The sequence below is a fragment of the Ammoniphilus oxalaticus genome, assembly GCF_003609605.1.
Lineage (GTDB): Bacteria > Bacillota > Bacilli > Aneurinibacillales > RAOX-1 > Ammoniphilus > Ammoniphilus oxalaticus.
The window spans coordinates 354329-376736 of sequence record NZ_MCHY01000008.1 but is presented as its reverse complement, the minus strand read 5'-3'; the positions used below and the strand labels follow the sequence as shown (position 1 = coordinate 376736).

General features: G+C 44.7%; 20 protein-coding genes. All 20 read right to left on the bottom strand.

Annotated elements, in window-relative coordinates:
* Position 1 precedes the first annotated feature (1 nt).
* The 20 genes from BEP19_RS08155 to BEP19_RS08060 all read right to left on the bottom strand — a co-directional run bounded on the left by BEP19_RS08155 (position 2) and on the right by BEP19_RS08060 (position 22372).
* Positions 2-715: a DUF881 domain-containing protein gene (locus BEP19_RS08155; RefSeq protein WP_120189364.1), complete on the bottom strand. Its 714-nt coding sequence runs from the start codon at positions 713-715 to the stop codon at positions 2-4.
* Positions 716-1459 carry a DUF881 domain-containing protein gene (locus BEP19_RS08150; protein ID WP_120189363.1) on the bottom strand — a complete coding sequence of 248 codons (744 nt, stop codon included), beginning with the start codon at positions 1457-1459 and terminating at the stop codon, positions 716-718.
* Positions 1456-2226 (bottom strand): cell division protein FtsQ/DivIB, encoded by a 771-nt coding sequence (locus BEP19_RS08145; RefSeq protein ID WP_120189362.1) that lies wholly within the window; start codon positions 2224-2226, stop codon positions 1456-1458. Before BEP19_RS08145 ends, BEP19_RS08150 begins: the two co-directional genes overlap by 4 nt.
* Before the next feature lie 108 nt (positions 2227-2334).
* Positions 2335-3597, bottom strand: coding sequence for a UDP-N-acetylglucosamine 1-carboxyvinyltransferase (murA, locus tag BEP19_RS08140; protein WP_120189361.1), 1263 nt, complete (start codon positions 3595-3597; stop codon positions 2335-2337).
* A gap of 17 nt (positions 3598-3614) precedes the next feature.
* A complete protein-coding gene (gene murB, locus BEP19_RS08135; protein ID WP_120189360.1) occupies positions 3615-4520 on the bottom strand; it encodes a UDP-N-acetylmuramate dehydrogenase in 906 nt (301 codons plus the stop codon).
* A 93-nt stretch (positions 4521-4613) separates the two neighbouring features.
* Complete coding sequence (murG, locus tag BEP19_RS08130; protein WP_120189359.1) at positions 4614-5714, bottom strand: undecaprenyldiphospho-muramoylpentapeptide beta-N-acetylglucosaminyltransferase; 1101 nt, start codon at positions 5712-5714, stop codon at positions 4614-4616.
* A gap of 37 nt (positions 5715-5751) precedes the next feature.
* Positions 5752-6840, bottom strand: a complete 1089-nt coding sequence (spoVE, locus tag BEP19_RS08125) for a stage V sporulation protein E (protein WP_120189358.1) — start codon at positions 6838-6840, stop codon at positions 5752-5754.
* A gap of 91 nt (positions 6841-6931) precedes the next feature.
* Positions 6932-8323: a UDP-N-acetylmuramoyl-L-alanine--D-glutamate ligase gene (gene murD / locus BEP19_RS08120; RefSeq protein WP_120189357.1), complete on the bottom strand. Its 1392-nt coding sequence runs from the start codon at positions 8321-8323 to the stop codon at positions 6932-6934.
* Entirely contained in the window at positions 8323-9285 is a 963-nt protein-coding gene (gene mraY / locus BEP19_RS08115; protein ID WP_120189356.1) for a phospho-N-acetylmuramoyl-pentapeptide-transferase, read from the bottom strand. The genes murD and mraY overlap by 1 nt, the downstream gene beginning before the upstream one ends.
* 104 nt (positions 9286-9389) lie before the next feature.
* On the bottom strand, positions 9390-10871 hold the full coding sequence (locus tag BEP19_RS08110; RefSeq protein WP_120189355.1) for a UDP-N-acetylmuramoyl-L-alanyl-D-glutamate--2,6-diaminopimelate ligase: 1482 nt from the start codon (positions 10869-10871) through the stop codon (positions 9390-9392).
* Positions 10872-11045: 174 nt separating this feature from the next.
* Positions 11046-12977 carry a stage V sporulation protein D gene (locus BEP19_RS08105; RefSeq protein WP_120189354.1) on the bottom strand — a complete coding sequence of 644 codons (1932 nt, stop codon included), beginning with the start codon at positions 12975-12977 and terminating at the stop codon, positions 11046-11048.
* A 106-nt stretch (positions 12978-13083) separates the two neighbouring features.
* Positions 13084-15333, bottom strand: coding sequence for a PASTA domain-containing penicillin-binding protein (locus BEP19_RS08100; RefSeq protein WP_120189353.1), 2250 nt, complete (start codon positions 15331-15333; stop codon positions 13084-13086).
* Between the two features lie 25 nt (positions 15334-15358).
* Entirely contained in the window at positions 15359-15733 is a 375-nt protein-coding gene (gene ftsL, locus BEP19_RS08095) for a cell division protein FtsL (protein WP_170145310.1), read from the bottom strand.
* Between the two features lie 27 nt (positions 15734-15760).
* Entirely contained in the window at positions 15761-16693 is a 933-nt protein-coding gene (gene rsmH, locus BEP19_RS08090) for a 16S rRNA (cytosine(1402)-N(4))-methyltransferase RsmH (RefSeq protein WP_120189351.1), read from the bottom strand.
* Positions 16694-16714: 21 nt separating this feature from the next.
* Positions 16715-17143 (bottom strand): division/cell wall cluster transcriptional repressor MraZ, encoded by a 429-nt coding sequence (gene mraZ / locus BEP19_RS08085; protein WP_120189350.1) that lies wholly within the window; start codon positions 17141-17143, stop codon positions 16715-16717.
* Between the two features lie 114 nt (positions 17144-17257).
* Positions 17258-18517, bottom strand: coding sequence for an adenosylhomocysteinase (locus BEP19_RS08080; protein ID WP_120189349.1), 1260 nt, complete (start codon positions 18515-18517; stop codon positions 17258-17260).
* A gap of 23 nt (positions 18518-18540) precedes the next feature.
* The gene (bshC, locus tag BEP19_RS08075; protein WP_120189348.1) at positions 18541-20163 is read right to left on the bottom strand and encodes a bacillithiol biosynthesis cysteine-adding enzyme BshC; all 1623 of its coding nucleotides are present in this window, start codon (positions 20161-20163) and stop codon (positions 18541-18543) included.
* Positions 20164-20318: 155 nt separating this feature from the next.
* Positions 20319-20879, bottom strand: a complete 561-nt coding sequence (locus BEP19_RS08070; protein WP_120189347.1) for a helix-turn-helix domain-containing protein — start codon at positions 20877-20879, stop codon at positions 20319-20321.
* A 137-nt stretch (positions 20880-21016) separates the two neighbouring features.
* Complete coding sequence (locus BEP19_RS08065) at positions 21017-21418, bottom strand: DUF3397 domain-containing protein (RefSeq protein ID WP_170145309.1); 402 nt, start codon at positions 21416-21418, stop codon at positions 21017-21019.
* 27 nt (positions 21419-21445) lie between these two features.
* The gene (locus BEP19_RS08060) at positions 21446-22372 is read right to left on the bottom strand and encodes a ketopantoate reductase family protein (RefSeq protein WP_120189345.1); all 927 of its coding nucleotides are present in this window, start codon (positions 22370-22372) and stop codon (positions 21446-21448) included.
* Positions 22373-22408 lie beyond the last annotated feature (36 nt).

The following is a 22408-nucleotide window of genomic DNA, read 5'->3' as shown; positions in this document are numbered from 1 at the left end:
ATTATGACCCTTCTTTCAATGGTTTCATATAACGGATCGACCCTTTTCCATCATAGGCAGGAACATTGATTTTGTCTAGTTTTTTCATAGAAAAACTATAGTTAAAAACTTTAAAGAATTCCTCAAACCCTTTTAACTTCATAGCTGATTCAAGCACCTCCGGATCTCCTATTACTTTGATTTCAAACGGCGGTCGAACCACTTTGGTATTGACTTGAATCTCTTCGCCGACATCCCGAATTGAACTTTGCGGCGTCATTCGATTATCATTGATGGCAATCGCCAAAGCGCCCGCCCCAAATAATTCATTAACAACCAGGCGAAGGTCACCATCATAGATCATGATTAAACTACTAAACGCATCGTCGAGCGGATCTTCAATTTCAGCTATCGTAATCAGTAATCCCTTCCCCTCAATTGGAGCAAGCCCTCCGAACGCTTTAACCCGCTCTAGTTCTTCTATCATAAGATTAAGGGAATTTTCTTGATTGGCAGGATTCTTATACTCAAACAACAACTGATCATATTTAACGATATCCGCTAAGATTCGTTGGTGTTGTTCCATCACTTTTTGTAAGTCCTGGCGCAGCAAAGACATGTCCTTCGATTCAGCGCCCGTGCTCTTATTGTTTGTATTGAACTGAATCGCCAGCATGAAGCCGATAATGATACTGATGACTGTGATCGTAAACGGAATTCTGCTGGTTGTCCGCATCTATGACCCGCCCTCCCTAATGTCTAGCAATTTCAAGTGTTCCTGGCTATCTCCCGCGTAAGCTGGAATTTCAACGTTTTCCTTTTTATCTACTTTCATTTCAATATTCGACCCCTCTTTTATCTCCTGAGCGACTCCGCCAGGCATGTTTAAAGCGGAATATAATGTCTCGGGTTGCCCAATCGCAAAAATCTCAAAAGGCGGCGCCATTTTCACTTCATTTACCAACACGGTCGGTCCAACGCAATAAATCGCGGAGTTCGCTGTCAATCGCTGACCGTTGACGCTAATCGCCTCTGCCCCCGCGGCAAAAAGTTCATTGACTACTTTCCGAATATCATCATCGTGGACGATAAAGTCATTCGCATTTCCCGAACTAGGAACATTTGAACTGTCAGTCAATGTGGCAATGAGCCCAGGACCCTTCGCAGGCATCAACCCTACCCACATCCTGACCTCTTCTAACTCTTGCATAACCCCCTTTGTCTGCTCTTGACTATCACCCATTTTGCTTTCAAACTCAGACACACTCTCTTTAATCTGCTGCAGTTGTTCTTCTAGTTGCTGAACTTGAAGTTGTTCGGCAATAATCTTTTCCTGTAGTTGTTGTTTTTTCTCCCATTGTGATGCGGTAATCGGAGAATGTGGTGTTTTCTTTGTAAATTGGATTGAATAAGATATCATAAAGCCAAAAGTCAACAATACGAGGGTTAAATAAATGTGTATCTTTTTAATCTTCATCATGTTGCTCCTTCTTCCACCCCTGAATCTGGATAAGGCACAAACCACTTTCCATCCAGCATTTTAATGATCCCTTGCGGGCTCCCTTCTTGCTTCAAATTTGCGATAAAAGGAGGATACCATGCCATGTTTTTAGCAAAGTGACGAAGTGAAGTATGAACTTCGAAGCCATCTTTCATATATAAAATGACTCTTTGGGGATCTTTTTCTACTTGGTCTGGTTCCATTTCCGAAATTTCATTTCGGATACTCGGTTCTAATTTCTTTAATTCTTCTCCTAAATGTTTGAATTGTGACGTATCTGGCCAACTCCTTAGAATCGGCCTATCTATCACTCTATCATTCCAAACCCTATTTTCCAACCTCGTTCCATTTTCCAAAACTGGAATCAACTCGTTTTGTTCCCCCCACTGAAAGGCAACATATTCAAATTCTGAAATCGCTATAATTACTTTCCCTGGAAATGATCGGCTAACATTTACTTCCTTCACCTCGGGAAGGGCTTTAATCGCCCTTTTAATCGCGGATGCTTTAACCGTAAAAAAGGACTGACCTGGTTGGATTTGAGAGAGTTGGATGATTTCCGATTGATTCAGTAAGTTCGCGCCATCTACGGTTACCTCATCGACCTTACTTAATGGCGATTGAAAGAATACTATCGCAGATAAGCTCAAAAAGAAGATCCATCCGAAAATCAAAAGAATACGATTTGTTTTTTTCTTCTTTTTATGTTCTTTTTTTAAGGTCGGCATCCGCTCCATATCTTGCATCCTCTGTTCCCCCTGCTTGTCCCATTTTAAATCTTAAACGTACGTAGTATCGGCAACCCGCCTTGGGCTAAATTTCAGTTAAAAAGCGGCATATCCAGAATATGCCGCTTAGCTTTTCTCTCGTATTCGTTTAATCGATGCGCCGACCGATTGCAGTTGTTCTTCAATTCTCTGATACCCTCGATCTATATGGTGGATCTGTGAAATCAACGTCACGCCTTGAGCGGCAAGCCCCGCTAAAATGAGGGCAGCTCCCGCTCGTAAATCGGTCGCCTCTACTTCTGCGCCTTGATAGACAGAATCCCCGTAGATCACAGCTGAATTGTCTTGAATATCGATCCGCGCCCCCATCTTTTGCAGTTGTTCGACATGTCTAAATCTACCATTAAAAACAGTTTCTCGAATGACACTGCGTCCTGAAGATAAGGAGAGGTAGGCCATCAACTGGGCCTGCATATCCGTTGGAAAGTGAGGGTATGGTCCCGTTTCTAAAAATGAGATAGAACGAGCGCAATTTTGAGAAGCTATGTTTATTATATCATGCGAATAATTGATTTCAACACCGCGTCCCTCTATAACTTTCACCAGTGGAGCAAGGTGATCCATATTGATGTTTTCTAATAATAATTCTCCTTTAGTCATAGATACTGCCAGCATCATCGTCCCCGCTACGATCCGATCTGGGATAACGCGATAGTCCGTCGATTTAAGCCGCTTCACTCCCTCAATTTCAATGACCGAGGTTCCAGCCCCTTGAACTTTAGCCCCCATTTGGTTCAGGAAGTCTTGTAAATCAATAATCTCCGGTTCTCTCGCCGCATTCCGAATCAAGGTTCTGCCATTCGCTAACGTCGCCGCCATCATAATGTTTTCCGTAGCCCCAACACTTGGGTATGCCAACTTGATGTCAGCTCCAACGAGTTGATCCGCGGCGCAGTGAATGTAATCTTTCTCAACTTCAACTTTCGCGCCAAGCGCGGCTAGCCCTTGTAAGTGGAGATCAATCTTTCGATCTCCAATCGCGCATCCGCCTGGCGGATAAACAGTAACCTGACCGAGTTTCGCCAATAATGGACCCATCAGGAAAATGGAAGAACGCATTTTTCCCATCAAATGCTGGGGAATATGTGAGGATGATAAGGATGATGTGTCAAGCTGAAGGGATGAATTTTGATGCGTAACTTCCGCCCCAAGGGCATTCAATATTTCAAGCATCACGTTAATATCAATTAGGTGAGGAACATCCTGAATGGAGGATTGACCTTCCGCTAATGTTGCTGCTGCAAGGATCGGCAGCGCCGCATTTTTCGAACCGTGGATTCGAAGGCTGCCGTTTAACGGCTTACCTCCTTGCACTGCAAATTTCTCCATCGTTTCACACCTCCGGGTTATCCTTCACCCGCCACTTCAACTTCCGGCGCTAATTGCACCTCATACTTTTCAGCTACTACTTTTTGTATATGTCTAATTAAATCAAGCACATTTTGGGCGGTCGCATCCCCTACATTTACGATAAAGTTTGCATGTTTTTCAGAGACTTGAGCTCCCCCCAATTTAAAACCTTTTAAACCTGCTTCTTCAATCAATTGTCCCGCATGTTCAGGTAACGGATTGCGAAACACGCTTCCCGCGCATGGCTGTTGCAGCGGTTGGGTGACTCTGCGCCTACTTTTATGTTTCGCCATCGCTTCCGCAATCTTTTTTCTATCGCCGCGGGCCAACTGCAACGTTATTCCCACGACCAAACCTGGCTGCTCCTGCAACAAAGAATGTCGATACCTAAATCTCATATCTTCAAGGCCATACTCAACCAATTGCCCTGTTTCCAGCACAACTTCAGCTGACTTAAACACGCGTGATATATCAGATCCATGGGCACCGGCATTCATATAGACAGCTCCTCCAACAGTACCAGGTATTCCGCCAGCAAACTCCAATCCCGTGAGTCCCTGCTTTCCCGCCATCACCGACAATTTAATAAACGAATATCCTGCTCCGACATGCGCCACATCATCTTCAAACCGAAGATAATCCAATCCATCAGCCAATTTAATTACGACACCGCGGATTCCCTTGTCCCGTACCAATAAATTGGAACCTCTCCCAATGACTCGCCAAGGTAACTGATGTTGGTAAATCAATCGCATTGTTTTGACCAACCCTGCTTTATCTTTTGGTTGAATCAATGCATCTGCCGGGCCGCCAATTTTCCATGTGGTATGGTTGGCAAGGGGTTCTTTCTCTAGAATAATCCCTACGTCTTCTGCTCTTACTTGTTTTAAAAATTCCCTCATAGCTACTTACCCCTTCCAAAGCATTGCCTTTGAGATCTTGATATCACGTGATACTTTAACCTATGCGGGGTCTGATTTCAGTGTGACAAACGCCTAGCGACGCATCAGCTTCTGAATCTCTTCATAAATTTTATCAGCCGCTTGCGGTTCGCCTAATTTCTTGGCGGCTTGCTTCATCAATTGTAGACGCTGCGGTACATGAACAATTTGTTCAATCTCGGTCACTAGCGAATTAGCGGTTAGGTCGCGTTCAAGCAACACAGCCGCTGCCCCATGCCCCTCTAACCAGCGCGCGTTTTTTTCTTGGTGATTATTCGTCACATACGGTGATGGGATTAAAATCGAAGGAATCCCAAGCGATGTTATTTCGGCGAGAAAAGAAGCCCCTGCTCGATTAATTATCAATTCGGTTGTCGCTAGCACTTCCGGCATATTATAGATATAAGGAAACACGCTGATGTTCCCCATGGTTTGGCCGCTCTGTTCCAACATTTGCTTCACTTGTTCATAATGGACTTCACCCGTGACATACACAAAATGCGTGTTGCGCTGTTTCTCCAATTGTGGAATTGCTTCAATAAACGCTTCATTAATTGCCCGCGCGCCCCTACTGCCGCCGACAACTAACACGAGACGTTTTGACCCGCTTAAAGCAAGCGAAGACCGACCTCGAGTTGGGTCAGCCTTTGCCACTTCGGTTGCTCTTGGATTCCCAGTAACGACGACTTTGTCCGTTGGAAAATACTGCGCAGATCCCGTAAAAGAAACCGCAATCCGCGAGACATACTTGGCGAGAAATTTGTTGGTCAAACCAGGAATGACATTCTGCTCATGAATGAGCGTCGGAATCCCCTGTTTCGCGGCGGCATAAACAACAGGGCCGCAGACATAGCCACCTGTACCGATCACTGCATCAGCTGAAAACGATCGAATCAACGAACGCGAACGTCGAACCCCTTTTAGAAAACGATAAACCGTCTTCACATTTTCGAACGATAAACTTCTTCTAAAACCGCTAATCTCAATCGATTCAAATGGAATTCCCGACTTTGGAACAAGGCGCGCTTCTAGCCCTGTTTCGCTGCCGATGTACAAAATTTCTACATCTGGATGGCGTTCCCTCAGCTCCTTGGCTATGGCTAGAGCCGGATAAATATGACCGCCTGTCCCGCCGCCTGTAAGTATAATCCTCATTATCTATCACCACTTATTTAAGTCTAAAATCATGTTGCTATCGAGCAAATCTGGAAATGTTCAACAGAATACCCATTCCCGTTAAAATTAAAGTCAGAGAAGAACCCCCGTAACTTAAAAAAGGAAGCGTAATTCCCGTAACAGGAAATGCGCCTGTTACAACCCCAACATTAATAATGACTTGGATTGCGATCATCCCTACAATGCCGACAGCAAGCAAGCTGCCAAATTGGTCAGGGGCCGTAATTGCCACGCGCATCCCTCTCCACAAAATAAGCAAAAATAAAAACAAGACAAGCGCGCCGCCAATAAAGCCTAGTTCCTCGGCAATGATCGAGAAAATAAAGTCATTATACGGTTCGGGGAGATAGTAATACTTCTGTCGGCTCATCCCTAAACCTAACCCCAAAATCCCGCCGGGTCCAATCGCATACAACGATTGAATAATTTGATAACCAGAGCCAAGTGGATCTTGCCAGGGATCCATGAAAGAAGTAATTCTTTTAATCCGATAAGGCGCAGCCATAATTAAGCCCGCAAAACCAATCAGGCCGACCATCCCGAGACCGAATAAGTGTTGAATTCGACAGCCTGCCACGAAGATCATCAACACAGCGGTGCCCATTAACACTGTACCTGTTCCCAAATCAGGTTGCAGCATAATCAATGCGAAGGCAAGACCTGAGATCCCTAACGTAGGGGCTAAGCCTTTGCTAAAAGAGGTGATCTTCCTTTGATTTTCTGACAGCCATTTCGCCAAAAAAACGGTGAGTCCCAATTTGGTAAACTCGGCCGGTTGAATACCAAACGCTCCCACGCCGAGCCAACTTTTCGCTCCGTTTACCTCTTTACCGATAATCAGAACGATCACGAGCATTCCAAAGCAGGTCAACAACCCTACCTTCGCCCATCGTTTCCAAACCCAATAATCCACATTCATCGTACAGAACATCGCAATTACGCCTAAGATGGCAAAGATGAGTTGGCGCTTCGTAAAAAACAGCGCATCTCCTTTGTTCAACGCTACGATTGAACTTGAACTGTAAACCATCACCACTCCGATGACCAATAAAATCAATGTGGAAAAAATAATAATAAAATCGGGCGTAGATCTTGCTTTTGCCACTGCAGCCACCTCAACATCGCCTAAAATTTACCGACATTGACAGTGAGAGGCGCTGGTGTCCTAAGTCTTTACTGCAGAAGCCTAGCCTCCGTCAATGTAGGCTTGTTTTAAGCTTATGCACGGAGTTTTTAAAAATGCTTCCCCTTTCTTCAAAGGAGCCGTACATATCCCAGCTGGCGCAGGAAGGGGATAGTAGCACGACATCCCCGGAAACAGCGAATCGGTTTGCTTCAGCTACAGCGTCACCGACGTTATCAACGACCGATAGTTGACTAAGGCCCGCCTTTTTTCCGACGGTCACAAAATGCTGTTTCGTTTGCCCGTAACTTACGATCGCTTTCACATTTTGCTTTATAAATGGAACCAATTCCATAAAATCGACGCCGCGATCCAATCCACCCGCAATTAAAACAATCGGCTCGCGAAAAGCCTCCAAAGCTTTTACAGTTGCTTCTGAGTTCGTAGCCTTCGAATTATTATAAAACTTAATCCCGCTAATTTCGGTCACAAACTCTAAACGATGTTCTACCCCCTGAAATGTAGCAAGTGTTTGGCGCATCGATTCGGATGAAGCCCCTAATAGACCGCAGATCGCTACCGCGGCTAAGGCATTTTCTAAATTATGAGCGCCGGGCATTGCGACCTCTCCTGTAGCAATCACTGACTGCGCGCGTCCACTCTGATCTTGAAAATAGACGACTTCTTCTTTTACATAGGCTCCCAAGCTCATCGCTTGAGTTTTACTAAACCACACGATCTCGCACGTAATTCGCTTAGCGATTTCAATGCATTCCTTACTGTCAGCATTCAGGACGGCAAAATCACTTGGGCCTAGGTTAGCGAACACTTTTGCTTTCGATTGGAGATAATCCTCCCAGCTGCCGTGGTAATCCAAATGGGCCGGTGTAACGTTTAGTAAACAAGCAATCCGCGGGCGAAAATGAATCGTTCCTTTCAATTGAAAACTGCTTAATTCCGCTACGAGTATATTGTCTGTTTCCGCCGCTACCGCCTGTTCGCAAAGCACGGTCCCAATATTGCCCGCCACAATCGGCCGTTTGTTGGCCGCTTGTAATATTTCTCCGACTAACGTCGTTGTCGTTGTCTTGCCATTCGAACCCGTAATCGCAACGAGCGGCGCTTTGCTCCAAGCATAAGCAAGTTCAATTTCCGTTACAACAGGAATTCCGAGCTGTTGCGCTTGTTGAATCGGCAAGCTCGTGTAAGGAATCCCAGGGTTTTTGACCACGAGATCTACGTTGACATCGATAAGATCCTCAGGATGCCCTCCTGTAATAACAGCGATTCCTAACTGTTTTAATTCATCAACCCCCGCTAATTCTTGTTCCGCCTTTTGATCATTTACGGTTACTTTTGCTCCAAAACGAAGAAGCAGCTTGGACACGGCCAAACCACTTCTCGCTAACCCTAACACAACGATTTTTTTCCCCTGAAACCAATCGGTTTGAAATTGCTTCCCCATTATTGCAACACCTCAATATACACGGCAATCCCCGCAAATATCAATCCAGTCAACCAGAATGTAACGACGACCCGCCACTCAGACCAACCGCCCAATTCAAAATGGTGATGGAGCGGGCTCATTCTAAATATTCGCTTGCCTCTCGTCTTAAAAGAGATGACTTGGATAAGCACGGATAGCGTTTCTAATACAAACACCCCGCCAATGATCGCTAACAACAGCTCTGTCTTCGTTAAGATGGCAACAGCGGCAAGGGCGCCACCTAAGGCTAGCGATCCAGTATCCCCCATAAAAACTTTTGCGGGATGGGCGTTAAAGACAAGGAAACCAAGCACAGCCCCAACGACTGCCGCGCAAAAAATAGCGACGTTCATCTGACTTGACATCCAGGCGATGATCGCATATGCGCTAAAGGCGATCGCGCTTGTGCCAGCCAACAGGCCATCGAGCCCATCGGTTAAGTTAACACCATTGGTTGAACCCAATGTAATAAACATCAAAAATGGTAAGTATGCCCAACCAAGTTCAATGCCCCACGAAGTTCCCGGCACATAAATTTTAGTGTCAAAGTGATATTGCAGCAAAACGTAGTAAAGAATGACCGCAATTAAAAGCTGACCGAAAAGCTTCTGTTTGGCCGTCAAACCTAAATTTCTCTTAAAAGAAATTTTTATAAAATCATCAAGAAAACCGATTAAACCGTACCCAAGCGTTAAGAACATAAGCAAAAATAGTTCCGGGGAGGAATTGGCAAATTTAAACACCGTTACCGTCAAAGCTAACATGATAATAATTCCGCCCATGGTTGGCGTACCGGCTTTCTTGTGATGCGATTTCGGCCCTTCCTCTCGGATGCTCTGACCAAACTTGAGCTTTCTTAAGAAAGGGATGAATAGGGGGCCTAGTAGTACAGCAATTAAAAATGCTACAGCTATGGCAAATAGTAAAACTCGAATTGGCATCCCCCAAACCTCCTTCCTCTTTATACATTCCAACCACTCGAAGGATTTCCTTGCAGCGTGTTTCCGCCCTCCAAAGAATGCCTCCGTTACATATCTTTTCTATGTTACTCCATTCTTTTTCTGATGGCAACAGCAACAACTTGTTTATCGTCGAACGGCAGGACTTGATCTTTAATTATTTGATAAGTTTCATGCCCTTTGCCCGCAATCAGCACGGCGTCTCCCGATTTCGCTTTCGAAACCGCGAATTCAATCGCCTCTTTTCGATCTAAAATACAATGATAGGTCGCTGATTGATACGTTTCGTCCGTCAATCCCTGAACCATATCTTCCAAAATTCGCTTCGGATCTTCTGATCTTGGGTTGTCTGATGTATAAATCGCTGTATCCGCATAAGTTGCCGCGATTTGAGCCATTAATGGACGTTTGCCGCGATCTCGATCGCCGCCGCAGCCAACAATACAATAGACTTTTCCCGCCGTAATTTCACGGACGGTCTTCAATACGTTTTCTAAACTATCGGGAGTGTGAGCATAGTCGACGATCGCGGCAAACGCTTGCCCTTCGAGCACGGGTTCAAATCGGCCAGGCACCCCGCTAATCGCCTCGATGCTTACTTTAATCGATGACAAAGATACGCCTTCAACCAAACAGGCTGCAGTCGCCGCCAATACGTTATACACGCTGAACATACCGACTAATTTCATAGATATTGAAACAGCGCCTTTGAACGTATTAAGCGTGAAACGAGTGCCTGTCGCCCCAATTTCAATGTTTGTAGCCCGCACATCCGCCTCATTTTCAATACCGTACGTGATCACTTCCGCTGCGGTCACTTTATACAGCGCATCATATTTTTGATCATCTTTATTTAAAATTGCAATTTTTCGATTGTCCCGTTGATAACCACTTCCTAATTGAGCGAAAAGGAGCGCCTTTGCCTGCAGATAATTTTCCATTGTTTCATGGTAATCGAGATGATCTTGCGACAAGTTCGTAAAGATCGCCGTCTTAAAATCGCATCCCCAGACCCGCCCCATTTGTAAGGCGTGCGAAGACACTTCAATACAAGCATGCGATGCCTCATGCTCTAACATGAGCGAAAACAATCTTTGTAATTGCAACGATTCTGGCGTCGTATTTTTAACTTCTTCTCGATATTGCCCCACCCGCATTTCAATTGTGCCGATAATCCCTGTCAATTTCCCAGCGTCATTCATGATCTTTTCCACGAGATGCGTAATCGTTGTCTTTCCATTCGTTCCTGTAATGCCAATTAGATTTAGCCGACTTGTTGGACGAAGGTAAATGGCATCTGCCAAAACAGCGAGCGCTTTTTTGGTATCCGGAACGATAATAAAAGACGCCTGACCTTCAATCTTCCGTTCCGTAACAAAGGCAACGGCTCCATTCATCCGCGCCTGTTGTATGTAATCATGACCGTCCACCGTAAACCCTCGCAAAGCGACAAAGAGATAGCCCGGCTTTACTTTCCTCGAATCGGTCTCAATCCCTGTAATCTCAAGATCAAGATCTGCTTCTGTTTGATAATTTATAAGCGAACTCAGAAGTTCCCTCAACTTCATAATAGATACCCCCATTGATCTATTACGCCTTCGGCGTAAGTTTTCCGATTTTTTCCGAATGAACTCGAAAAAAGGGCTCCTAAAACAGGATAAAATCCGCCGTGGGCTTTAGCCGAACTCAGCCAACTGGCGCATCCCCGCTGAATTCAGCTTAACAGCTTAACCTTTACCATTTTAATCGGTCTGAATCTTTTTGTCACCCAAATAAATCCGAATCGTTTTACCTTCCTCGATATTTACGCCAGGTTTTGGCGATTGGTACGTGACAACATCGCCATTTCCTTCTACTTCTAATGGGATAGAGTAATACTGGGATTGCAAGCGCTCTTTTTCCATTCCGATCAAGTTGGGTACCTCTACTAGCTTTTTATCAGGATACACATACTCTTTTGGCATCTGATCTTCTCTTTTGTCAATTTTCAAATGGTGAAGAGATGAATCCATTACATTACGCACAATCGGGGCCGCGATCGTTCCGCCGAACTGACGCACTCCCTTCGGATTATCAACGGCTGCATAGACAACGAGTTGCGGATCATCCGCTGGCGCGACGCCAATGAAGGACACGATATGCTTACTTTTCGAATAAACACCGTTTTCGACTTTTTGCGCCGTCCCTGTTTTTCCGCCCACTCTGTAACCATCGATGTAGGCGTTACGCCCTGTTCCATTCGCTACAACAGCTTCCAAAGCGTAACGGACCTGATTAGACGTTTCCTCGCTAATCACTTGTCTGACCGTCTTTGGCTCCACTTTATCGACCACTTCATCTGTTAACGGATGACGCCATTCTTTTGCCAAATGAGGTTTAATTAATTTACCGCCATTGACTGCGGCAGAAACGGCCGCAACTTGCTGAATCGGTGTGACCGATACACCCTGCCCAAAGGAAGTTGTCGCCAATTCAACAGGACCGACCCGCTCCATTTTGAACATGACCCCATTTTCCTCCCCGATTAAATCGATCCCCGTTCGTTCCCCAAAGCCGAATTTATGTATATAAGAAAACAAGGTGTCCTTGCCTAGTCGTTGTCCTAAAGCCACAAATCCGGGGTTACACGAATTTTCTACCACCTCTAAAAAGGTTTGTTGACCATGCCCGCCTGGCTTCCAGCAGCGAAGCCTCGCTCCCGCAACATTAACAAAGCCCGGATCGCTAAAGTTTTCCTTATCTAAATTGACTTTCCCTTCCTCTATTGCCGCCGCTAACGTAATTATTTTAAAAGTTGAACCAGGCTCATACGTTTTCCAGATCGGTAAATTCCGATTATAAATTTCGGTTGGATAATCACGAAATGATTCCGGGTCATAATTAGGTCGACTCGCCATCCCAAGAATTTCGCCTGTTTTAGGATCCATCGCAATGACAAGCGCATCGTCCGGATCGTACACCGCGAACGCTTGATCCAACTCGCGTTCAATGATGGCTTGCACATTTGCGTCAATTGTTAAAAAAAGATTAAGCCCGTCCTGGGGAGATGTGAATTTTTCTGTCTCGCCTGGCATCAAGTTTCCTTTTGCGTCCGTATACATATTAACCGATCCTTTACGACCTTTAAGACGCTCATCATACACTTTTTCAACACCGGTTAGCCCTTGATTGTCAATTGTTGTAAACCCTAAGATATGTGAAGCAAACGCGCCCCGCGGATAAAATCTCTTACTGTCATCCGCAATTCGAATTCCAGGAATTTTTAAATCTATCACCTGCTTCGCCTTTTCTTCACTAATTTTCCAACCGCCAGGGACGCGAACCATGGATTGTCGCTCGCTAATTTTTCTAAATATTTCCTGCTCGCTCACGCCTAAAACTTTCGCTAATTGTTTTGCCGCGGCTGGTTTATCTTTAATTTGCACCGGTATCGCCATCACGGTCGGAACACTAATGTTATAAGCCATCTCTTCCCCATTGCGATCGTAAATAATGCCGCGCTTCGCTTCAACGGGAATTTCTCGATTCCATAAATCATCGGCTTTGCTCATCAACCAAGGTCCTTTGATAACTTGTACATAACCTAATCTCAAAATAAGTAAGCAATATAGAACAATCCCGATCATAAGCGCGATAAAAATTCGGCGACGAACGGTTACATTAGATACCCTCACCCTTTACCCTCCATTCCCAACATGATCTTCTTTTAAAAATTCAGTTAAACTTGTCTCCTTTAAATCACTATGAAAAAAAGAAGAGAGATAGAACGTCTTAGACGCTCTACCTCTCTTGATTGTCAACATCACCTGAAACTTCTTCTTCCGCTTCATCGGACTCTTCTAGTTCCGTTTCCTGCTGCTCTTCCTCTTCTGTTATCCGTTCATCTTCCAGCTGGTTAGAACGCGGTTTCAATTCCACCGCCAACTGTCCTCCTCTCTTCACTCGAGTTCCTTCTTCAATATTTTGCGAAACGACATACCCTTTTCCATGAACATCTAGCGATAAGCCCATCATCGAACTATATTCCATCACTTCGCGCAAAGTTTGGCCCGTAAAATCAGGAAGATAGTCCTCGTCTACTTTATCCGTGATGACATAAAGAACACTGCCAGCAATCACTTCTTCACCTGGTCGCGGATACTGACCGACAATTTTAGAGCCGGTTCCCACGACTTTCAGCCTTAATTTTACTTGTTTTAACATTTCTTCAGCGATCACTGGTGTTTTACCGCTTAAATCCGGGATAGCAATAGCATCCGTTTCTTCTACATCTATCGTTTCCGCCTCAAGATCTGGCGATACCTTTTTATATTGCAAGCTGTTTTCCATAATATGTTTAAAGATCGGCGCAACAATATCCCGACCACCGAAATTCGAAACATTCGGTTGGTCAACCATCACATAAACAACGAATTTCGGATCGTCTTTCGGGGCAAAACCAATAAAAGAGTAGATATGTTTGTTCGCCAGATAACGACCATTTGCCCCGACAACTTGAGCCGTTCCTGTTTTCCCCGCAACATGATAACCCTCTATTCTATAAAAAGAACCTGTCCCCTCATCTACAACAGACTCCAGAATATCGCGCGTCTGCTTGGCCGTTTCTTCAGAAATGACACGTCGCTTAACAGTTCTTTCGGTTCGCTCAATGACTTCACCCGTCTGCGCGTCACGTATTTCCTTCACCACATATGGCTTAACGAGTTCCCCGCCATTGGCCACAGCTGAAACGGCCGCGACTTGTTGAATCGCTGTAACGACAACCCCTTGACCAAATGTCATCGAGGCGACGTCCCGCGGATAAAGACGTTCCTTATCTCTAAGTTCTGCGGACGCCTCGCCCGGCAATCCGATTCCCGTCTGCTGACCGAAACCGAATTTTTGTAAATACTCGTATAATTTGTCTTTCCCTAAGTTTTCATAACCGAGAATCGTAAACAGCACGTTACTCGATTCTTGCACCCCTCTTAAATAACTAATTGTTCCCCAACCCTTACCTTGGTTATGGTCCCGAATCGGCGGACCCAACGCATCTCGACGATACGTCCCTGACATGTACGTCAGATCGTTTCGATAAGCGCCCTCTTCAATCGCGGCCGCCAACGTTACGATCTTGAACGTCGAACCCGGTTCAAATGTGTTGCTAATGGCAAAATTGGTCCAATTCGTAATATCTTGGTACTTATTCGGACTAAAATGAGGTCGGTTAGCCATCGCTAAAATCTCACCCGAATGTGGATCCGCGACAATCACTGAAATTCCGTTAGCCTTATACTTCTTTGTGATGTTATTCAAGGCGTCTTCCACATAGTTTTGAATTTGGTAATCAATCGTAAGGTAAATATTATCGCCATCGCGCGCAGGAATAAAATCGTCCTCGCTCCCTGCAGCTGGAAGTTTAAATCCTCTTTGATCCTTTAGCACACGCAACTTTCCATCGGTTCCTTGCAAGCGTTCATCAAATACTTTTTCGATCCCCATTACCGCTTTATCGTCTAAATCCGTGTAGCCGAGCACATGCGCGGCAAAGGCATCATTCGGATAATAGCGTTTTGTCTCGGGATAAAGAATGATTCCCGGTATCGCAAGCTTTGCAATTTCTTCCGCTTTATCTTCATCAATTTTCCAGCCGCCTGGTCGCAATTCGACTTGACCGCGCTTGGCCGCCTTTCCGTCCTCGATCAATTTTGTAATGCGATCAGTCGACATCCCTAAAATCGGAGCCAGTTTCTGAGCCGCTTCAAAGGCGCGGTCCACGTAATCCTCGTCCTTTTTACTTAACGGTCTCAGTTTAGCAATGACCGTGTACGCTTTTGAAGTATAAGCGAGCAATTCCCCATTTCGATCAAAAATCGTGCCTCGCTTTGGTTGCAACGTATCGTTACGTTCCCATTGCAATTGAGCTTTTTCCAGTAACCATTGGGCATTCACTGTTTGAATCCAAAAAACACGCAGTAACAATAAAAAAAAGAGGAAGGTGAAAGCTCCCCCTAAAAACACCGTGCGCATTCTTATCCTTTTTTCGGTCATCGTTTCCCTCTCTCCCTCTAAACCTCTATGGTTTTAAAACGCGGACCGTACTGTTATTCGAAGTCATTCCCAGCTCTTCTTGAGCAATCTTTAAAATACGCTCCCGTTTGCTAAGTTCATCGACTTTTAATTTTAAACTTGAATTTTGCTCTTGTGTCTCATTGATCGCTACCTTCATCCCTTCCACCTCATAATTCATTTGTGAAATTAAGGCATAACGGGATAAAATAAAGCCGGAAATACAAACGATCACGATTACACTTAATAAATATAGCAGCTTTTCATCGATCGGGATTCCATAAGGGGAAACTGGTTCTTTTCGGTTCGGTTGTTCCACCCTTGGCTGAACTTGCTGCTGGTTCAATTGAACCGCGAGATTACCATACTGATGTCTATTCACTTTCCGACTCTCCTCCATTTGTTCTGTTTATAATTTTTCAGCGACTCTTAATTTAGCGGACCGAGCCCGATTGTTTTCCTTTACTTCCCGATCGCTTGGTAAAATTGGCTTCCTTCGCTCTACTTTAATGACGGGCTTAATCCCGCAAGCGCACTGCGGAAAATCCCGCGGGCACACACACCCTTTGCTATATTGCTGAAAGATTTGCTTGCAAATCCGATCTTCTAGAGAATGAAACGTGATCACGCTAACGCGACCGCCGGGCTTTAGTATTTGGATTGCCGCCTCAAGCGCTTCGCGGAAAGCTTCTAACTCGTCATTGACCGCAATCCGAATCGCTTGGAACGTCCGTTTCGCGGGATGACCGCCCGTCCTGCGCGCAGGGGCAGGAATCCCTTTTTTAATTAATTCAACTAATTCTTCCGTTGTCTCAATCGGTCCGTTTTCGCGCGCCTTTAAAATTTCGCGCGTAATTTGCCGCGAAAATTTTTCCTCTCCATATTGAAAGATGATCCGAGCTAAGTCACTGCCATCCCACTCATTAACAATTTCATAAGCTGACAGAGATTGATCCGTATCCATTCTCATATCCAATGGGGCATCCGCCCGATAGCTAAAGCCCCGTTCTCCTTCGTCCAATTGTGGAGATGAAACACCGAGATCAAACAGAACCCCGTCTACTTGCCCACATCCTTGCTCCTGCGCAATGTCACGCAACGAACGAAAATTCCCTTTGACTAATATAACTTTATGTAAGTGATCAGCGAGTTTTTTTTGAGCATGTTGCAAAGCCCAATCGTCCTGATCAATCGCAATCAATCGCCCTTGCGCGGATAACGCGGATGCGATCACCTGACTATGACCAGCCCCGCCAAGTGTGCAGTCAACATATACGCCATCCGCTTTAAGATTAAGGGCGGTCACCGCTTCTTCTTTCAATACTGTGACATGGTGGAACAAAACATCACCCCATCTATAAATCTATAAGTCAAAATCAATTTTTTCAGCAATCTCACTAAACGATTCAGCGGAATCAGTGGCATAGTCTTCCCATAGGGCGCGACTCCATATTTCTACGCGACTGGAAACGCCAATCACAACACAGTCCTTTTCTAAACGGGCGTGTTGGCGCAAGGCCGCGGGTATATTTACCCTTCCCTGCTTGTCCAATTCACATTCAGTAGCGCCTGAGAAGAAAAATCGTGTGAATGCGCGCGCGTCCGCTCGGGTGAATGGGAGCGCTTTTAACTTTCCTTCTAATGCTTTCCACTCTTCCATTGGGTATACGAATAGACAGTTGTCCAATCCACGGGTAATTAAAAAATCGGCGCCTAACGATTCACGGAACTTGGCAGGGATCGTTAATCGACCCTTGTCATCGATGCTATGCTGATATTCCCCCATGAACACAGTCTATTCACCCCACTTCCCACCACCATTCTCCCCTTACGCCCCACAATTCCCCACTCTGCTTAACTATTCGTGAATAAAAAAAAAATTCCTGCTAAGTAGCAGGAATTTTTTTTATTCTGTCCAACTATCCAAATAACTCTTTTGTTCGGCGCTCAATGTGTCGATTCCAATCCCTAAAGCTTCAAGTTTTAGACGGGCCACATTTTCGTCTAGTTCATACGGCACATCCACCACCTTAGCTCCTAGCTGTTCATAGTTCTCATTCACATGCGCCAAGGAAACGGCCTGCAAAGCGAATGTCATGTCCATAATTTCAGCTGGATGACCATCTCCCGCCGCTAAATTGACTAAACGGCCTTCTGCTAACAAATAAATCTTCCGTCCATCTTTCAACTGGTATTCTTCAATATCTTGCCGCACTGTTCGCTTAGAATCAGCAAGGGCTTCAAGCTCTACTTTATTAATTTCCACATCAAAGTGGCCCGCATTGGATAAAATCGCCCCATCTTTCATTTGCTCCATATGTTCGCCGCGGATCACATCTTTATTACCTGTGACGGTTACGAAATAGTCGCCATGTTTAGCCGCTTCGCTCATGGACATCACCTCAAAACCATCCATATACGCTTCTACCGCTTTAATCGCATCAATCTCGGTAACAATCACTTTGGCCCCAAGTCCTTTGGCCCGCATCGCAACACCTTTGCCACACCATCCATAGCCAACGACAACCACTGTCTTCCCAGCGACGACTAGGTTTGTCGTTCTGTTAATGCCATCCCAAACTGATTGGCCTGTCCCATACCGATTATCAAATAAATATTTACAAAACGCGTCGTTCACAGCAATCATTGGAAACTTTAAATTTCCAGACTTCTCGAGCGCCTTCAAGCGAAGAATGCCTGTTGTTGTTTCTTCCGCTCCGCCGCGAACTTGTCCAGCGAGATCCTCCCTTTCACTGTGCAAAATCGTCACAAGATCGCCGCCATCGTCAATAATTAAGTCTGGCTTCGTTTCCAACGTGTAAATTAAATGGCTTTTGTATTCTTCTGGGGATGGATTATATTTGGCAAATACCCGTATTCCATCCTCAACAAGGGCCGCGCATACGTCATCTTGCGTTGACAACGGATTACTGCCCGTAATCGTTACGTCAGCCCCACCGGCTTGGACCACTTTTGCTAAGTAGGCTGTTTTCGCCTCAAGGTGAAGCGATATCGCTACTTTTAATCCCGCAAAAGGTTTGTTTTGTTCAAATTGCTCCCGAATTCGATTTAAAACAGGCATATGCTCCTGAACCCAGTCTATTTTTAAATGTCCGTTTGGAGCAAGGGACATATCGCTGACTATACTATCTTTTACTATCGTCATGAATTGTTCTCCCTTCAATCAGGTTATATGTAAATCAGTTTATGACTCCCATCTATTGTATACGGATGCCGAATGAGCTCAGTTAACCATTCAGGTCCATACCTATTTAGATAGCCAAACACATTATAGACTCTCTCCTGTGGCTTGTCTAACGGCATTAACGCCAATCGTGTCTCTTCCCATTGTTTTAAGGATGCTTGTTCGCGTTGTTCAATTGCGGCAACTGCGCGTTTTTCCATAAATCGAATCGAAGACATCATCTTTTCTAAGGCGCTGTCGCCTACGTTTTTAATGCCTGGGGCCACTGCCATCATCCGTTGAAGGAACACTTCAATCACACGCCTTACATCTTCGCTAAGTTGATTAAATTCAAGAGGTAAATCGAGGTTAACTTGTTCATTAAGCCACGCTTGACGCGCTTCGTTCCACCGTCCCGCAACATCTGAATAGGACAACTGAAAGCCCGCCATATATTTTTCAATGGACCGATCAATCAATGTAAAACCCATTCTCGGCGTAACAATTGGCATCTGCAAGCCAAACGAGGTGAAAATTGACTTTAATTGAGCCCAATAGGCAATTTCCCCAGGACCGCCAACAAATGCCAACACAGGTAAAATCGTTTCTTGCATCACAGGTCGGCTTACAACATTACTGCTGAATTTCGTTGGCTCCTGTTCGAGCATCGTTAGCAGTTCTTCAACCGAAAAAGTGAGTTGTCCGTCTTTCACCCGCAAGGAATGTTCATCCTCTCGGACAATCAAGCGCCGTTCACCATCAATGTGAAGAAAGAAGTGAGCTGAATTTTCCTGTATTTCTAACTGCGAGTGGTAACCTGAAGAGATTAATTGATGTTTTGTTTCGAGCAAAGACGGATTCATGTTATCTGTGATTAACTTGGAGAAAACGGGTTTTTCCAGTTCCCTAACAAACCCATCAGCAGAATCAAGCAGGATCAGTCCAAACTTACCAAACAACCAGCCGATTACTCTAGCGAAAAAGTCGCTCAATTTTGTCGAAGCGGCAGCGAGCTCCGTTAATTTACATCTCAAGTCTTGCTGATATATAGAGTCGGGCAAACCAGCAAATAATTCATCTATAAATTGAATAAAAACAGCCGAATCAATCTCAATCTCGCTGATTGAAACGTTTCTCTGTTGCGGTCTTGGCAGCTTGACTTGTTTAAGCTCCCTCTCCCAATGATAGATATAAGTATGATCGACTTCATCCCAATCATGATCCTCGCTCGCAATCCAAAAAATTGGAACGATCTTTTTTCCCGTTTGCTCCTGAAGTTGCTCGGCTAACTGAATTAACGTAATCGCTTTATGTATCACATAAAGGGGCCCTGTTAAAATCCCCGCTTGCTGCCCTCCGACCACAACGTAAGTTTCTTCGTCTAACAAAGCTTCTATATTATGAATCGCTTGGGAATGGTTTCCCATCTGCTTGTTATAACGCAACAACCCTTCGACTAATGCCTTACGATGAGAAATAGGCCGTTCCTTTAACCATTGCAATCGGGCCTCTGTAGATGAATGCAGAAATGGATGGAAAGAAAAAAAATGTTGAAGTTTATGGTATTGATATAAATAATGATCCGCCAAGAGGTTGCTTCCCCTCAGATTTTTTTCCTCCACACGCATCTCATTCCCTCCTCTCTTTAAGTATCTCCAATTTAGATACGTTTCATTTTACCATATTTTTTAGTTGTACACTGTCAATTCGTATATGTAGGCATCCTTTGCGCTCCATCAAAAAAGGTCAATGTTCCGAAGCGGGAAAATTGACCTTTGTAAACCTAATAAGCTTTGAATGGAGTGATTGACCACAGATAAGTTACCGTTTCGTCCGTGTTATTCATGACAGAATGAGCAAGATTGTTATTGAAAAAAGCGCTATCCCCTTCCCGCAGTTCGAACTCTTCCGTTCCGATCTGAGCGGTTAGGTTTCCTTTAGTGACAACAAGACCTTGTTCGCCTTCGCCCCCCGTAAACGGATCACGCATTGTTTCACCGGGCTTTAAAATAATTTCCAGCATTCGTAACCTGGTGTAATCGTTGTACCCCAAAACGTAACATGCCCCTGTTGAGTCAGCAAATGTGACCTTATCCCTCTCTTCTCTTCTTGTCACATAGACGTGTGTATGTGACTCTTCTTCAAATAAATGAACGATTGAAGTGTCTAAAGCCCTTGTAATTTTCCATAGTGTTTCTAGCGATGGCTGTGAAATACCTCTTTCAACCTGACTTAATAACCCCTTGGATAAACCAGTGCTCTGAGAAAGATCTTCTAAAGTAAGCGCTTGCTTTTTCCGCAAGGCTCGAATCCTTCCCCCTATTCTTTCAATTGGTGGCTTCATGCTCCCCACTCCCCATAAAAGCAGTTAATTTTTACTCATACTTTAATTTTCTCCAATTATGGAGGCGCTTCCTGCTTTTATATTGTGAACAATCTTAGAACATATTCACAAAAATAAGTTTGCGGGTAAATAAATCATTATGTATTCGATAGGAAATGTTGGATGCTGAAGAAAAATAAAATGATATAAGCAAAAGTAAAACAGACAAACGCTAGCCTCCAAACGGCGCGAATCATTTTGAGCAGTTCGACCTGCCCTTTTATTTTATATTGCAGCCAAGCAATTGCGCCTCCTGTGGTCACAAAAAACAAAAGCACCCACCAACTGGCGCCAATCGTTCCGTCTTGTTTAGTCAAATTATAAAACATTGTAACAGCGACAATTAAAAAGAAAGTCGTGACATTCACCGCGAGGCCTATCGCAACTTTACGACTTTTATTTTTCCACTGAAAGAGAAGGAATACGGTTGCAAACACGACGAAAGGGGTAAATACAGGGATCGTCAATACCCCAGCAAGCAAGTTTGCAATAGCCTCCATTGTGTCCCCCCTCTCTTTCATCAACCTTCAACGTTGCGCGCTGTATTGTTGCTTCGCTTGTATGAGCTGCGTCAATGCGGCGTGGATCGGGACCTCAATCCCAACATGCCGCGCAGCGCGGACAATCGCCCCATTAATGAACTTAATTTCTGTTTCCTTGCCAGATTCGATATCTTGAAGCATGGAAGACTTGTTACCGTAAGTATTTCTACAAACTTGGACAATTTCCTGCAAAAAATTTGAATCGATTTCCACTCCCTGAAGGCGAGCGACAGCGACAGCTTCTTGATAGAGCTGTTCCATCATTTGCAACGCATGTTTATTTTCTAGTAGTTCTCCATTCTGAACTTGAAACAAAGCTGTCAACGGATTAATGCAACTATTCATAATTAACTTTTTCCAGACGCGGTCACGCATGTCACGTTCAATTTGCGCCGAAACAGCGGCGCCATCCAATTTTTCAACTAAATTCCGCAACACAGACGGGGTCTCAGAATTGTTCGCCAGTGATCCAACATACGTTACACCTTGCCCTGTATGTTGAACAGAACAGGGATCGCGACGATAAGCCCCTACAGTCGTAATCGCCTGGTAAATGGACGCATATGGCAAATGACTTCGCAATACTTCCTCGTGGCCCATCCCATTTTGAAAACATAAAATAGGGATATCCGCGCGTTGTTTCTTCAAGTAGGGAATCGTCGAAAGGATCTGTGGTTGCTTCACCGTTAAAAAGATCCAATCAGCATCTAGTGGCCTATCCTCAATCCACTGCGTTCGTGGCCAAACTTGTTGGACCGAGTCGGTTAGATCTATATAACGGATGCCCTTACGCGCGATTTCACCGGCCTGTCGTTCACTGCGGCAAACAACGGTAAGTTGATGGCTCGCTAACGCTAATTGCGCGGTAAAATAGAGCCCAATCGAACCTCCTCCAATCACGGAAATGTTCATTAAACCACCCCTAATTTAAAACCAACCCAATAGCTC

Bases quoted from the DNA above. Each gene is read 5' to 3' on its own strand.
- BEP19_RS08110 (WP_120189355.1), bottom strand. From the start codon at position 10,871: ATGAAGTTGAGGGAACTTCTGAGTTCGCTTATAAATTATCAAACAGAA.
- bshC (WP_120189348.1), bottom strand. From the start codon at position 20,163: ATGCGTGTGGAGGAAAAAAATCTGAGGGGAAGCAACCTCTTGGCGGAT.
- BEP19_RS08145 (WP_120189362.1), bottom strand. From the start codon at position 2,226: ATGCAAGATATGGAGCGGATGCCGACCTTAAAAAAAGAACATAAAAAG.
- BEP19_RS08080 (WP_120189349.1), bottom strand. From the start codon at position 18,517: ATGACGATAGTAAAAGATAGTATAGTCAGCGATATGTCCCTTGCTCCA.
- BEP19_RS08155 (WP_120189364.1), bottom strand. From the start codon at position 715: ATGCGGACAACCAGCAGAATTCCGTTTACGATCACAGTCATCAGTATC.
- BEP19_RS08150 (WP_120189363.1), bottom strand. From the start codon at position 1,459: ATGATGAAGATTAAAAAGATACACATTTATTTAACCCTCGTATTGTTG.
- murD (WP_120189357.1), bottom strand. From the start codon at position 8,323: ATGGGGAAGCAATTTCAAACCGATTGGTTTCAGGGGAAAAAAATCGTT.
- BEP19_RS08100 (WP_120189353.1), bottom strand. From the start codon at position 15,333: ATGACCGAAAAAAGGATAAGAATGCGCACGGTGTTTTTAGGGGGAGCT.
- BEP19_RS08070 (WP_120189347.1), bottom strand. From the start codon at position 20,879: ATGAAGCCACCAATTGAAAGAATAGGGGGAAGGATTCGAGCCTTGCGG.
- murB (WP_120189360.1), bottom strand. From the start codon at position 4,520: ATGAGGGAATTTTTAAAACAAGTAAGAGCAGAAGACGTAGGGATTATT.
- mraY (WP_120189356.1), bottom strand. From the start codon at position 9,285: ATGCCAATTCGAGTTTTACTATTTGCCATAGCTGTAGCATTTTTAATT.
- murA (WP_120189361.1), bottom strand. From the start codon at position 3,597: ATGGAGAAATTTGCAGTGCAAGGAGGTAAGCCGTTAAACGGCAGCCTT.
- BEP19_RS08060 (WP_120189345.1), bottom strand. From the start codon at position 22,372: ATGAACATTTCCGTGATTGGAGGAGGTTCGATTGGGCTCTATTTTACC.
- murG (WP_120189359.1), bottom strand. From the start codon at position 5,714: ATGAGGATTATACTTACAGGCGGCGGGACAGGCGGTCATATTTATCCG.
- BEP19_RS08065 (WP_170145309.1), bottom strand. From the start codon at position 21,418: ATGGAGGCTATTGCAAACTTGCTTGCTGGGGTATTGACGATCCCTGTA.